The 12,233-nt window shown below is 56.9% G+C and carries 11 protein-coding genes; 3 read left to right on the top strand and 8 right to left on the bottom strand.

Annotated elements, in window-relative coordinates:
- Positions 1-2 precede the first annotated feature (2 nt).
- Positions 3-2,087: a flagellar biosynthesis protein FlhA gene (gene flhA, locus HWX34_RS03185; protein WP_178970962.1), complete on the bottom strand. Its 2,085-nt coding sequence runs from the start codon at positions 2,085-2,087 to the stop codon at positions 3-5.
- A gap of 6 nt (positions 2,088-2,093) precedes the next feature.
- The gene (flhB, locus tag HWX34_RS03180) at positions 2,094-3,260 is read right to left on the bottom strand and encodes a flagellar biosynthesis protein FlhB (protein ID WP_178970961.1); all 1,167 of its coding nucleotides are present in this window, start codon (positions 3,258-3,260) and stop codon (positions 2,094-2,096) included.
- Between the two features lie 168 nt (positions 3,261-3,428).
- On the opposite strand from flhB, the gene HWX34_RS03175 reads away from it, so the two are divergent.
- Both HWX34_RS03175 and HWX34_RS03170 read left to right on the top strand, forming a co-directional pair.
- Positions 3,429-4,223 carry a thymidylate synthase gene (locus HWX34_RS03175; protein WP_178970960.1) on the top strand — a complete coding sequence of 265 codons (795 nt, stop codon included), beginning with the start codon at positions 3,429-3,431 and terminating at the stop codon, positions 4,221-4,223.
- Positions 4,220-4,714, top strand: a complete 495-nt coding sequence (locus HWX34_RS03170) for a dihydrofolate reductase (protein ID WP_178970959.1) — start codon at positions 4,220-4,222, stop codon at positions 4,712-4,714. Before HWX34_RS03175 ends, HWX34_RS03170 begins: the two co-directional genes overlap by 4 nt.
- 64 nt (positions 4,715-4,778) lie before the next feature.
- Here the strand turns inward: HWX34_RS03170 and HWX34_RS03165 are convergent, their stop codons facing one another.
- The 4 genes from HWX34_RS03165 to HWX34_RS03150 all read right to left on the bottom strand — a co-directional run bounded on the left by HWX34_RS03165 (position 4,779) and on the right by HWX34_RS03150 (position 8,285).
- Positions 4,779-5,450 carry a GntR family transcriptional regulator gene (locus HWX34_RS03165; RefSeq protein ID WP_178970958.1) on the bottom strand — a complete coding sequence of 224 codons (672 nt, stop codon included), beginning with the start codon at positions 5,448-5,450 and terminating at the stop codon, positions 4,779-4,781.
- Between the two features lie 458 nt (positions 5,451-5,908).
- A complete protein-coding gene (gene ubiG, locus HWX34_RS03160; protein ID WP_178970957.1) occupies positions 5,909-6,610 on the bottom strand; it encodes a bifunctional 2-polyprenyl-6-hydroxyphenol methylase/3-demethylubiquinol 3-O-methyltransferase UbiG in 702 nt (233 codons plus the stop codon).
- Between the two features lie 3 nt (positions 6,611-6,613).
- Positions 6,614-7,924, bottom strand: a complete 1,311-nt coding sequence (locus tag HWX34_RS03155) for a TRZ/ATZ family hydrolase (RefSeq protein WP_370459667.1) — start codon at positions 7,922-7,924, stop codon at positions 6,614-6,616.
- Entirely contained in the window at positions 7,914-8,285 is a 372-nt protein-coding gene (locus HWX34_RS03150) for a hypothetical protein (RefSeq protein ID WP_178970952.1), read from the bottom strand. Before HWX34_RS03150 ends, HWX34_RS03155 begins: the two co-directional genes overlap by 11 nt.
- On the opposite strand from HWX34_RS03150, the gene HWX34_RS03145 reads away from it, so the two are divergent.
- Positions 8,263-10,989: a bifunctional diguanylate cyclase/phosphodiesterase gene (locus tag HWX34_RS03145; protein ID WP_255496556.1), complete on the top strand. Its 2,727-nt coding sequence runs from the start codon at positions 8,263-8,265 to the stop codon at positions 10,987-10,989. The genes HWX34_RS03150 and HWX34_RS03145 overlap by 23 nt on opposite strands.
- A gap of 64 nt (positions 10,990-11,053) precedes the next feature.
- On the opposite strand, the gene HWX34_RS03140 is transcribed toward HWX34_RS03145, so the two are convergent.
- Together HWX34_RS03140 and HWX34_RS21040 are read right to left on the bottom strand one after the other, a co-directional pair.
- Positions 11,054-11,749, bottom strand: coding sequence for a hypothetical protein (locus HWX34_RS03140; RefSeq protein WP_178970954.1), 696 nt, complete (start codon positions 11,747-11,749; stop codon positions 11,054-11,056).
- Between the two features lie 298 nt (positions 11,750-12,047).
- Positions 12,048-12,233: hypothetical protein (locus HWX34_RS21040; protein WP_218645040.1), on the bottom strand; the 186-nt coding region annotated here is incomplete at its 5' end.

Below are 12,233 nucleotides of genomic sequence, written 5' to 3'. Positions count from 1 at the left end.
TATCAGCCCTTGCTTCCCCCAATTACCGCAATTATACGAATGGATTTATTGTCAGGTACTTCATTATGCGAGATCACACGCAGTTGTGGGAGTGCTCTTCTCAAGAATCGTGCCAACAAGGGACGTAAACCCGGTGGCGTGAGCAATACCGGATTGTAACCTTGAATTTCCACCTGCTCGGCCTGTTGTGCTGCACTGGAGAGCAGGTTTTCTGCTAATCCGGGTTCCAGCCCGCCGCCGGTTTTGGAATTGACAGCCTGCGACAGTACATTTTCCAGCGCAGGGTCCAGCGTCATCAGCGGCAGTTCGGTTTCGCCGGGGAACAATTGCTGCACGATCACCCGCGCCAGTGCAGTGCGCACCGCCGAGGTCAGGTCGTCCACATCCTGGGTGCTGCCGATATGGTCGGCCAGGGTTTCCAGAATGGTGCGGAAGTCGCGGATATGAATGCCGTCGGTCAGCAATTGCTGCAATACCTTCTGCAAAATGCCGATGGGAACAATCTTGGGCACCAGGTCTTCCACCAGCTTGGGCGATTCCTTGGCCTGATGGTCGATCAGGGCCTGGACTTCCTCGCGGCCCAGCAGTTCTGCCGCATGGGTTTGCAGCAGGTTGGAAATATGGGTGGCCACCACGGTGCTGGAGTCCACTACGGTATAACCCAGTTGTTGGGCTTCTTCGCGCCGGGCGGCATCTATCCATACCGCCGGCAGGCCGAAGGCCGGGTCGGTGGTGGGCGTGCCTGGCATGTTGCCATTCACCCGGCCCGGGTTGATGGCCAGGTATTGGCCGATATAGGCCTCGCCCTCGCCGATTTCCACGCCCTTGAGCAGAATGCGGTAGGCATTGGGCTTGATTTCCAGATTGTCGCGAATGTGTACCGCGGGCACCAGAAAGCCCAGCTCCTGGGCGATTTTCTTGCGGATACCGCGAATACGGCGCAGCAATTCGCCATCTTGGGTGCGGTCTACCAGTGGAATCAGGCGATAACCCACTTCCAGTCCCAGTGCATCGACATGCTGTACGTCGTTCCAGCTGACTTCGGCCATGGGCTGGTCGGGCGGAGCGGCGGCCTGCGCCTGCTGCTGGCTGGCTTGTACGGCAGCTGCTTTTTCCTTCTTGTCCATGGTCCAGCCCAGAAAGCCCAGCAGGCTGGCAATCAGCAGGAAGGAAAAATGCGGCATGTTGGGAATCAGACCGATCATGCCGATGACCGCCGCGGTGATGTACAGGACTTGCGGTTTGGCAAACAGCTGGCCGAAGAACTGCTCCGACATGTCCTTGTCGGTGCCTACGCGCGACACCACGATACCGGCGGCGGTGGAGATGATCAGCGCCGGAATCTGCGCCACCAGACCGTCACCGATGGTGAGCAGGGTGTAGGTCTTGGCGGCGGTGCCGGCGTCCAGATCATGCTGCACCACGCCGACGATCAGACCGCCGACAATATTGATGATGATGATCATGATGCCAGCCATGGCATCGCCACGCACGAATTTGGAGGCACCGTCCATGGAGCCGAAAAAGTTGGCTTCCTCGGCAATGGTGGAACGGCGCTTGCGGGCTTCATCCTCGCCGATCAGGCCGGCGTTCAGGTCAGCATCAATCGCCATCTGCTTGCCGGGCATGGCATCCAGGGTGAAGCGGGCTGATACTTCGGCAATCCGCCCGGCACCCTTGGTGATTACCACGAAGTTGATGATGGTGATGATGACGAAGACGACGATACCGATGGCAACGTTGTCGCCGATCAGGAAGTGGGCAAAGGATTCAATCACCTTGCCGGCGGCATCCGGGCCGCTATGGCCTTCCAGCAAGATCACCCGGCTGGACGCCACGTTCAGCGACAGGCGCAGCAGGGTGGTGACCAGCAGCACGGACGGAAAGGAGGAAAAGTCCAGCGGCTTGCGGACATTGATGCCCACCAGCAGCACGATCACCGACACCGCAATGTTGAAGGTAAAGAACATGTCCAGCAGCACCGGCGGCAACGGCAATACCATCATCGACAAAATGAGGATGATGAGAATAGGGCCGGCCAGCTTGGTGACGTTGAACTGCTTCAACTGGGTGAGGAAATTATCCATCCGTAATTATGGTCTCGCTTTCGGGGCCGCATCTTGCTGGCGTTTGCTTTCCGGGTCAAGGTCAGCCGGGACATCCAGCTGGTCCGGGAAAACCGGTGCCAGCCCGCCATTGTACTCGTAGGCTTTCAACTGGTAGACATAGGCCAGGATCTGCGCTGCCGCAGTATACAGCCTGGCGGGGATTTCCCGTCCCAATTCGCCATGGAAATAAAGTGCCCGGGCAAAGCTGGGCGAGCGCATCACCGTGACTTTGTGCTCTTTGCCGGTAGCGATGATCTTTTCTGCCAGCTTCAGGGTGCCCATGGCCACGATTTCCGGTGCCTGCATGCCTTCTTCGTATTTCAGCGCCACTGCGTAGTGGGTCGGGTTGGTCACAATCACGTTGGCCTTGGGGATTTCCTGCATCATGCGCTTGCGGGCCGCTTCGCGCTGCAACTGGCGAATGCGGCCCTTGACCTCGGGCGAGCCTTCCATTTCCTTGTATTCCTGCTTGATCTCTTCCTTGGTCATGCGCAACTGCTTGTGGTAGTTCCACAGCTGGAAGGGCACGTCGATCACCACCAGCATCAGCATGGCGGCGGTGACGATGAAAAAGGTGGTGATCAGCATGTCGGTCATCTTGAGGATGCCCGCTTCCAGTGGCATGGACAGCAAGCCCAGGATGTCGGTGCGCTCGCGCCAGATGATCCATACCGCCACCCCGCCGATCAGCATGCTCTTGAGAATGGCCTTCAGGCCTTCAGTGGCGGAATTGAGCGAGAAAATGCGCTTGATGCCGCTGGCCGGGTTCAGCTTGGTCAGCTTGGGTTCCAGCGGGGCCAGGGTGAAGTTCCAGCCGCCAATCAGGATGGGTGTGGCGACGGCCACGATGGCCAGGCCGCCAAATATCGGCATCAATTGCCACAGCATGCCGAACATGGCTTCCTTGAAGCGGATGATGGCCGGTTCGGCCTGCGCCACCGTATGCTGATCGAAAATCAGCAACTGCTTCATCATGACCATGATGGCCGTGCCCAGCTTGCCTCCCAGCGTCATCAGCAAGGCGACTCCGGTCATGGTGACGGCGAAGGTGGACAATTCCCGCGAGCGGGGAACATTGCCATCATCCCGCGCGGTTTGCAGCCGTTTGGCTGACGCGGGTTCGGTCCGTTCGAGATCGGAATCTTCTGCCATTTAGCCCCTGTTTTCTGACGTTGTATTTTAAAGCGGATGGTAGCGTATGCCGGGGGCAGCAGGCCAGCCCCTTTTGGCTTGTGGTTATTGGGTTTGCCAGCGGGAGGGACTGTGCTGTGCAGCCCTGGCTCAGGTACAATCCATAGATTGAACTTGATGGATGGCAGCATGAAACAGTACCTCGACCTGATGCGCCATGTGCTGGAACATGGCCATGACAAGTCCGACCGCACCGGCACCGGCACCCGCTCGGTGTTTGGCTACCAGATGCGCTTCGACCTGCAACAGGGTTTTCCGCTGATCACCACCAAGAAGTGTCATCTGCGCTCCATCATTCACGAATTGCTGTGGTTTTTGTCCGGCGATACCAATATCCGTTATTTGAAAGAAAACGGCGTTTCCATCTGGGATGAATGGGCCGATGAAAACGGCGACCTGGGCCCGGTATACGGTTATCAATGGCGCAGCTGGCCGGCTCCCGATGGCCGCCATATCGACCAGATCAGCAATGTGGTGGAGATGATCAAGCGCAATCCCGATTCGCGCCGTTTGATTGTGTCGGCCTGGAACCCGGCGCTGGTGGATGAAATGGCCTTGCCGCCTTGCCACAGCCTGTTCCAGTTTTATGTGGCGGACGGCAAGCTGTCCTGCCAGCTGTATCAGCGTTCGGCCGATATTTTCCTGGGCGTGCCCTTCAATATTGCCTCCTATGCCTTGCTCACCATGATGGTGGCGCAGGTGTGCGGCCTCAAGCCCGGTGATTTCGTGCATACGCTGGGTGATGCCCACCTGTATAGCAACCACCTAGAGCAGACCCGTCTGCAACTGAGCCGCGAGCCGCGCCCGCTGCCGCAGATGAAGATCAACCCGGCTGTGACCGACCTGTTTGCCTTCACCTTCGATGACTTCACGCTGGAAGGGTACGACCCGCATCCGCACATCAAGGGAGCGGTAGCCGTATGAGCAAGCCTGTACTGACGCTGGTGGCGGCCAAGGCCCGCAATGGCGTGATCGGCATCAACAACACCTTGCCCTGGCATTTGCCGGAAGACCTCAAGCACTTCAAGGCGGTAACACTGGGCAAGCCGGTGCTGATGGGCCGCAAAACCTACGATTCCATCGGCCGCCCCTTGCCGGGAAGGCGCAATATCGTCATCACCCGCCAGTCAGACTGGCAGGCAGCTGGTGTTGATGTGGCGCATTCGCTGGAACAGGCGCTGCTCATGGCCGATGGGGTGCCTGAAGTCTGCCTGATTGGCGGTGCCGATTTGTACCGTCAGGCGATGGCATTGGCAGATGCTCTGCGGCTGACCGAGATTGATGCTGCGTTTGACGGCGACGCTTATTTCCCTGAGGTGAGTGCGGCTGCATGGCAGGAAGTGGCGCGCAGCAGTTTCACCAGCGACAAGGGGCTGGTGTATGCCTTTGTCGACTATCAGCGCAAGCCGGGCTGAACAATAGCCATTCCAAGCAAAAGGCCGCTCGATGAGCGGCCTTTGTCATTAAGGTGAGCTGTGTTCAGCCCGTGCTTCCGGCCAGCGCCTCGGCAGATTGCTGGGCCAGCTTGCTGTAGTCCTGGCCGAATTCCGCGACCATGATGCGCAGGCGGGTGGTGTCGCGGGCAATGATGGTCTTGAGCAGGTCATCCAGGAACTGCTGGGTGCGATCCATCTGCGAACGACCGGCGCGCAGGATGGCATACAGGCAGCGCTGGGTGAGCGGCAGCAGATCCTGCAAGGTGGCGCTCATGTAACGGTTACTGGAGAAGTCGTACAGCGCGCGCAAGAATTCCACGCCGCAGTCGAAGTAGGCTGGCATGTCATCCTTGCGATGACATTCGTCCAGCGTGGACATCAGCTCGAAAAAACGGGCCAGGTCGTCGTTTTTCCAGTTGCTGGCCAGATTGGTCACTACCCGGTCCAGCAGCATGAACCACAGTTCAAAAAAGTCTCGCACGTCGGTGCTGGAAATGCTGGACACCATGGCACCGCGCCGCGGGTAGATTTCCACCAGGTGACGGCGTTGCAGGATCAGCAGCGCCTCACGCACCGAGCCGCGGCTGACTTCCAGCTCGGCGGCTATCCGCAATTCCTGAATCCGTTCTCCCGGTGCCATTTCACCCTGGATGATTTTTTTACCGAGGTATTGGGCGATTTGCTCGGTGAGCGAATCGTTGGCCTTGAACGTCATCAGTGTCTCCATTATCGAATATTATTATTTTCATATATATTGGCTGATTCGGCAATTGGAATGTGGAATTGTCGGGCAGTCGGTCTGTTGCCCTGCCGATGAGTGTGCCATGCCGACTGTTGCATTTTGTCGCGCATCCAGTCCGGTATCAGGGAAATCCCTTGTACAGTTTTCTGTTTTGGTTTTATTATTCGAACGCTTGTTTGAAAATCGCTGACACGAGGAATGGGGCTTTCAAACGCGTACTTGGGCAGGCAGTGCCACGTGTGTGCGGCAATGTGTGTTCTCGTAATCTAGCGGGTTGTTTACCGGTCCTGGACCGGGGGATGATTGGGGCCTTCGCTGCGGCGAAGGCCTTTTTTTATGGTCTGCTTCCCGGTGCTGTGCGGCAGGCAAAAGAAAACCCCTGCCTGCAAGAAACCGGGCAGGGGTGTGATCATCTACTGTAACAGCGGGGATTACGCGATGGCGCGGCGAGTTGCCATCAGGTAGTTCACCTGGGTATCGTCCCCCAGTGCATAGATGCGGGTGAGCGGGTTGTAGCTCATGCCGCTGACGTTGCAGATTTCCAGCCCGGCATTGCGCGCCATGCGCGACAGCTCGGAAGGCTTGAGAAAGCGCGCATATTCATGGGTGCCACGCGGCAGCATGTTGAGCACGTATTCCGCGCCTACCACTGCCAGCAGGTAAGCCTTGGCATTGCGGTTCAGGGTGGAAAAGAACACCCAGCCACCCGGTTTCACCAGGCGGGCACAGCTGCGCACCACGCTTTCCGGGTCCGGCACGTGTTCCAGCATTTCCATGCAGGTCACCACATCAAAACTGCCTGCTGCTTCGTCGGCCAGGTCCTCCACCGCAACACAGCGGTATTCCACGGCAACGCCCGACTCCAGGCTGTGCAGCTGGGCCACTTTCAGCGACTTCTTGGCCAGGTCGATTCCGGTTACCTGCGCACCGCGCTGTGCCATGCTCTCGGCCAGAATGCCGCCGCCACAGCCTACGTCCAGGACTTTGAGATCCTTGATACCGGCAAAGTCATCGATATAGTCCAGACGCAGCGGATTGATTTCATGCAGCGGCTTGAATTCGCTGTCCTTGTCCCACCATTTGTGGGCCAGCTGACTGAATTTGTCGATTTCCAGATCGTCTACATTGCTCATTGCTTACCTCGCCAGAATACGTTTGCGCCAGTCTTCACCACGCGCCTTGAGATCTGCTTCGTCCAGGGTGGTCAGCTGACGCTGGGTGAGCAGGGCGCGGCCCTTGACCCAGACATGACTGACCTGCTCGCGTCCGGCGGCATAGACCACATGCGATACCGGGTCGAAAGCCGGCGCGGTTTCCAGCGCTGAAAGGTCGATGGCAATCAGGTCGGCCTGTTTGCCCTGTTTGACCGAACCCACCTTGTCGGCAATGCCCAGTGCCTTGGCACCATTGAGCGTGGCCATGCGGATGGCGGTGGCCGCCGGTACGGCGGTCGGGTCCAGTGTGCCTACTTTGGCCAGCAGGGCGGCCAGACGGGTTTCGGACAGCATGTCCAGCTTGTTGTTGGAGGCCGCACCATCGGTGCCGATACCCACATTGACGCCAGCTGCCAGCAAAGCCGGTACCGGGGCGATGCCGGAAGCCAGCTTCATGTTGGACGCCGGGTTGTGGGCAATGGAAATGCCATGCTGGGCGGCAGCTTCTATTTCTGCGCTGTCCAGATGCACCATGTGCGCGGCAATCAAACGCGGGGTGAGCAAGCCCAGTTTGGCCAGGCGGGCCAGCGGACGTTGCTGGTGTTCGGTCACGCTACCGGCTACTTCATCTGCGGTTTCGTGGATGTGGCAGTGAATCAGCATGTTTTCGCGTTCGGCCAGCTCCACCACCTGGCGGAAGGTGGTGTCGGACACGGTATACGGTGCGTGCGGGGCCAGGGTGAAGGTAATCAGTTCTTCGCCCAGGAAGGCCTTGCGCTCTTCCATGCCCTTGCTGATGTATTCGCCGGCGTTGCTGCCGTAATTGGTGGGGAACTCCAGGATGGAGCAGCCGACAAAGGTACGCATGCCGGAAGCCAGCCCGGCGCGGGCCATGGCGTCATGGAAGAAGTACATGTCGTTGATGGTGGTGGTGCCACCGCGAATCATCTCCGCCATGGCCAGGCTGGCACCATCAAACACGAAGTCATCACGTACATGTTTGCCTTCTGCCGGCCAGATGTGGTTGTTCAGCCAGTCCATCAGTGCCTTGTCGTCGGCCATGCCGCGCAACAGCGTCATGGCGGAGTGGCCGTGCAGGTTGATCAGGCCGGGCATCAGCACATGGTTGTCCAGCGTGATGGTTTCATCCGCTTGCAGGTTGCCGCACTGTGCGATCGGCAAGATCTGGGCTATTCTGCCGTCTTTGATGGCAATGGCATGGTTTTCCAGAACCTCACCATCGTTTTCCACGGTAATGATCCAGCGTGCTGAAATAATAGTGTCATAGTGCATGTGTGACATCAGGCCAATCCTGGGGAATTCGGAATGGAGAGGATTGTAGGCTGCTGCCATGGGCATGGCAAATTGACCATGGGCTGTCCGCTGCGTTGCAGAAACTGTCGTCACGCAGTAAAAATCGCTTATAACGGAATAAGGTCTGACTTATCATGCGTGCATTCCCCGCATGCTTTGGCAGCATCAGTTTTTGCATCATTGAATATTGCCGGCGGATGTTTCGCGCCATTAACGCTTTTTGATTATCAAGACCAATGGCATCCCAAGAAGATAAAAACCCAGTCACTTCCAGTTTGTCACTGCGCGCGGTCTTTTTGATCGCCGTGGTACTCGGCTTGCTTATTCCTGCATCGATCATCAGTTATCTGAGTATCAACATTCAGCGGGATAACCTGACGGCACAACTGGAAACCGACGAAAAACGCTTGCTGGACATTGTTGCCCTGGGCATGCAGGAGCCGTTATGGAACCTGAGCCGCCAGGCTGGCAGCCCGTTGATTTCCTCGGTGATGGAAGACGCGCGGGTGGTATCCATTCGTGTGACCGATACCCAGTCCAATCAGGTATTCCTGTCTGCCTTGCGTAGTGAGCGCCGTGTGGGTGGCGTGTCTTTCGTGCAGAAGCCGGTGATTTACCGTGGCGAGGAGATCGGCCAGGTAACGCTGGAATTCGATACCGAACATCTGGCCAATGCCCTGCACAATCAGGTCAAGAACATCCTGCTGATTCTGGTGGCACAGCTGGTGCTGTCCATCTTGCTGATCATGAGCATTTTGCATTCCCGCTTCCTGCGGCCGATGCACAGCCTGACCGAGCAGGCTACCCAGCTGGCTGAGCTCAAGCTGGAATCGCCATTCTACTGGGCAAGGCGAGATGAAATCGGCAAGCTGGGCAAGCATCTTGAATGGACCCGCTCCGAACTGAAGCGCCTGATTGACGAGCTGCGCGCCAAGACACTGGCACTGGAGGCAGACATTTCGCGCCGCCGCGAAGTGGAAGATGCGCTGCGCCGCTCCGAAAACAAATACCGTGAACTGTTCTGGTCCAATCTGGACGGTATTGTCATTAGTTCGCTGGATGGTCAGGTAATGGATGCCAACCCGGCCTTTCTCAATCTGATGTGCTACAACCTGGACCAGCTCAAGCAGCAGAATTTCTGGTCGCTGGTGGGGCAGGAGAGCGAAGCGCTGGAGCGCTTCAACCTGGACAACAAGGTATTGCGTTTCGGTTATTGCGACGAATTCGAAGCGGTGTACATGAACCGCTTTGGCAATCATGTGCCGGTCAGTGTGAAAACCGTTGCCATGCGTGACGCTTTTGGCCGCATTAATGCGGTGTGGCGCATGGTGCGTGACATTTCGGAAAAGCGCGCAGCAGAAGAACGGGTGCAGCTGGCGGCCAAGGTGTTCGAAAACACCGTGGAAGGCATCATGATTACCGACAGCGAAAAACGCATTCGCAGCGTCAACAAGGCCTTTACCGAGATCACCGGTTATTCGCAGCAGGAAGTGCTGGGTCAGAAAACCAGCATCCTGTCTTCTGGCCGCCATGATGAAGCCTTCTACAGCACCATGTGGCAGGCCATTGATAATCAGGGTTCGTGGCAGGGGGAAATCTGGAATCGCCGCAAGAACGGTGAAATCTATCCGGAATGGCTGGCCATCAATGCCGTGCGTAACCCCTTGTCGGAAATCACCCACTATGTGGCCATTTTCAGTGACCTGACCGAACGCAAGGCGGCAGACGAGCGCATCCAGTTCTTGGCGCACTTTGACGTGCTCACCAGCCTGCCCAACCGTGCACACATGCACGACAGGGTGGAACTGGCCATTCATAATGCCTGCCGTGACAACGAGCAGATGGCCTTGCTGCTGCTGGACCTGGACCGCTTCAAGACTGTCAACGAGTCACTTGGGCATTCGGCCGGGGACATCCTGTTGCAGGTAGCGGCTGACCGCATCAAGTCTTCGCTGGCGGCGGGCGAGACGGTGGCGCGTCAAGGCGGGGACGAATTCATCATTCTGCTGCCTGCCATTTCCGACCCCAGCGAGGCTGCGCTGGCCGCCGAGCGTATTCGTGAATCGTTTGGTGCTTCTATCGAACTGCACAACCACACCATCACCATCACGCCGTCCATTGGCATCAGCGTGTACCCGGATGATGGTCGAGACTTTGAAACCCTGGTGCGCAATGCCGATGCGGCCATGTATCACGCCAAGTCGTCCGGTCGCAACAGCTACAAGTTCTACACTGCCGACCTCAATGCCCGCGCGCGCGAGATTCTGGCCATTGAAAGCCAGCTGCGCTTTGCGCTGGAACGCAACGAGTTTATCCTGCATTACCAGCCACAGGTCGCCATGGCCGATGGCCGTATTACCGGTGCCGAAGCGCTGATCCGCTGGAATCACCCCTCACTGGGCATTCTGGGCCCGGCACGCTTCATTGAAGTGGCCGAGGAGCGCGGCTTCATCGTGCAGATCGGTAACTGGGTGATTCGTGAAGCCTGCCGTCAGCTGGCCTTGTGGCATGACCAGGGGCTGCCCAAGATGTCGCTGGCCATCAATCTGTCCGCCTTGCAGTTCCGTCAGCAAGATCTGGCCGAGGTGCTGGAAAAGGCGCTCAGCAGCCATGGTCTGTCTGCCGACATGCTGGATGTGGAAGTGACCGAAAGTGTAATCATGGAAGATGTCACCAGTACCTTGCAGGCCATCGATAGCATCAAGGGCATGGGTTTGCAGCTGTCGATTGATGACTTTGGTACCGGTTATTCCAGCCTGTCCTACCTCAAGCGCTTCAAGGCCGACAAGCTGAAGATTGACCGCTCTTTCGTGCGTGACATCCCGAATGATCTGGACGACTCGGCCATTGCCCGGGCCATCATCAATATGGCGAAAAACCTCAACATGCAGGTGGTAGCTGAAGGGGTGGAAACCATAGACCAGTGGCACTTCCTGAAACAGGAAGGGTGTGACCTCATTCAGGGTTATCTGCTGGCCAAACCGATGCCGCCGGAGGAGTTTGCTGGTTTGCTGGCCAAGGGAACGCTGCTGCCGGGTGAGTGAGCCTGCCTGCAGAGGGATATAAAGAAACCGCAAGGGCTGCCCCTTGCGGTTTTTTCATTGCCTGTCAGAAGGCGTAACCGATGCCCACGCGGAAGATGTCGTTCTTGGTCGTGCTGTTGGGCTCGTAATAGCCATAGCTGCTCAGATCGCTGATGCCATACGAGTAGCTTTCGTGGCTGTAGCTGATCTTGCCATGGAAGCGCTGGCTGAACGCATAATCAGCCCCTACACCGTAGCGCTTGAAAGAGGAGTTGCCCAGCGTGGCTTCTGGCAGCGTGTAGCTATTGGTGCTGATTTTCGACTGGAAGGTGCGGCCATAAAACAGATCCGCATTCAGGACCAGTTTGTTGACCGGTGCTGCTTGCAACAACAACCCCAGGCCGCCGTAGTTATGGCTGTAGGTTTCATCCTGGGTGGCAGACAGGCCGCGTTCCCAGCGGTGGTGACCCAGTTCGACATAGGGGGTCAGCATGGTTTGCTTGGACAGACTGAAGCCCTTGCCGTAGCGGGCACTGTAGTTGTAGATGTGAGCCGTGCTGCTTGATTTGACCGAACCATAACCGGCATTGCTGTTGATGTACGAACCCACGTAATCAATGTTGCCGTTGCTGTAATTGAAGTCGAACTGCAGGTAGTCGTTACCCAGCGCCCAGTCGGACATGGATGTGGCGCTCAGGCCAAAACCGGGGATATTGCCGTTTTCCGTATCCAGCAATCCCGGAGCAGAGCCATGGCTGCCACCGGTTTCCGCATAGTCCATTTTGGTATTTTGCAGGTAGAGGCTGTACTGATTATTGGCAGCGAGAATGTCGGCATTGCCAGTTGAACTTTTAGCAGCAAATGCTGGGGTGATGAGGCAGGCAGCAGAACAAACAGCAAGGGTAGTGTGCAGAAGGCGCATACGGATGATTCACTTTCGGAGTTGGCTTGTTTCTGAATCGGCATTGTAAAAACCAATGGCATGCACAAGAAAGCAGAGCCTGAATAGGCTTTGTTGTGGATTGACATGCATAGCATTGGTTTTTAAACCAATGGCATTTTATGTTGATTGCCATGATCTATTCAATTGTTACGATCAAATCTGCACAAATAAAAAAATGGCCTTGTCGGATAACAAGGCCATTTGCGTTTTCTGTTGTAGGTTTGCAGAGTTCGTGAAAAACGTGGCCCTTGATTTCAAAGCGTTTTTTCATCGTCGTGCACATGCCGCTGAGGGTGTAAGGTGCAGATTTCGCGAAAAAAAC

The organism is Aquitalea sp. LB_tupeE, assembly GCF_013391415.1.
In the GTDB taxonomy this organism is placed as follows: Bacteria; Pseudomonadota; Gammaproteobacteria; order Burkholderiales; family Chromobacteriaceae; genus Aquitalea.
The sequence above is the reverse complement of the archived record's forward strand: the minus strand, read 5'-3'. Positions and strand labels throughout refer to the sequence as shown.

What these genes read in the sequence shown, in the direction of transcription:
- flhA (WP_178970962.1), bottom strand. Translation starts at nt 2,087, where the DNA reads ATGGATAATTTCCTCACCCAGTTGAAGCAGTTCAACGTCACCAAGCTG.
- flhB (WP_178970961.1), bottom strand. Translation starts at nt 3,260, where the DNA reads ATGGCAGAAGATTCCGATCTCGAACGGACCGAACCCGCGTCAGCCAAA.
- HWX34_RS03175 (WP_178970960.1), top strand. Translation starts at nt 3,429, where the DNA reads ATGAAACAGTACCTCGACCTGATGCGCCATGTGCTGGAACATGGCCAT.
- HWX34_RS03170 (WP_178970959.1), top strand. Translation starts at nt 4,220, where the DNA reads ATGAGCAAGCCTGTACTGACGCTGGTGGCGGCCAAGGCCCGCAATGGC.
- HWX34_RS03165 (WP_178970958.1), bottom strand. Translation starts at nt 5,450, where the DNA reads ATGACGTTCAAGGCCAACGATTCGCTCACCGAGCAAATCGCCCAATAC.
- ubiG (WP_178970957.1), bottom strand. Translation starts at nt 6,610, where the DNA reads ATGAGCAATGTAGACGATCTGGAAATCGACAAATTCAGTCAGCTGGCC.
- HWX34_RS03155 (WP_370459667.1), bottom strand. Translation starts at nt 7,924, where the DNA reads ATGCACTATGACACTATTATTTCAGCACGCTGGATCATTACCGTGGAA.
- HWX34_RS03150 (WP_178970952.1), bottom strand. Translation starts at nt 8,285, where the DNA reads ATGATCGATGCAGGAATAAGCAAGCCGAGTACCACGGCGATCAAAAAG.
- HWX34_RS03140 (WP_178970954.1), bottom strand. Translation starts at nt 11,749, where the DNA reads ATGGACTATGCGGAAACCGGTGGCAGCCATGGCTCTGCTCCGGGATTG.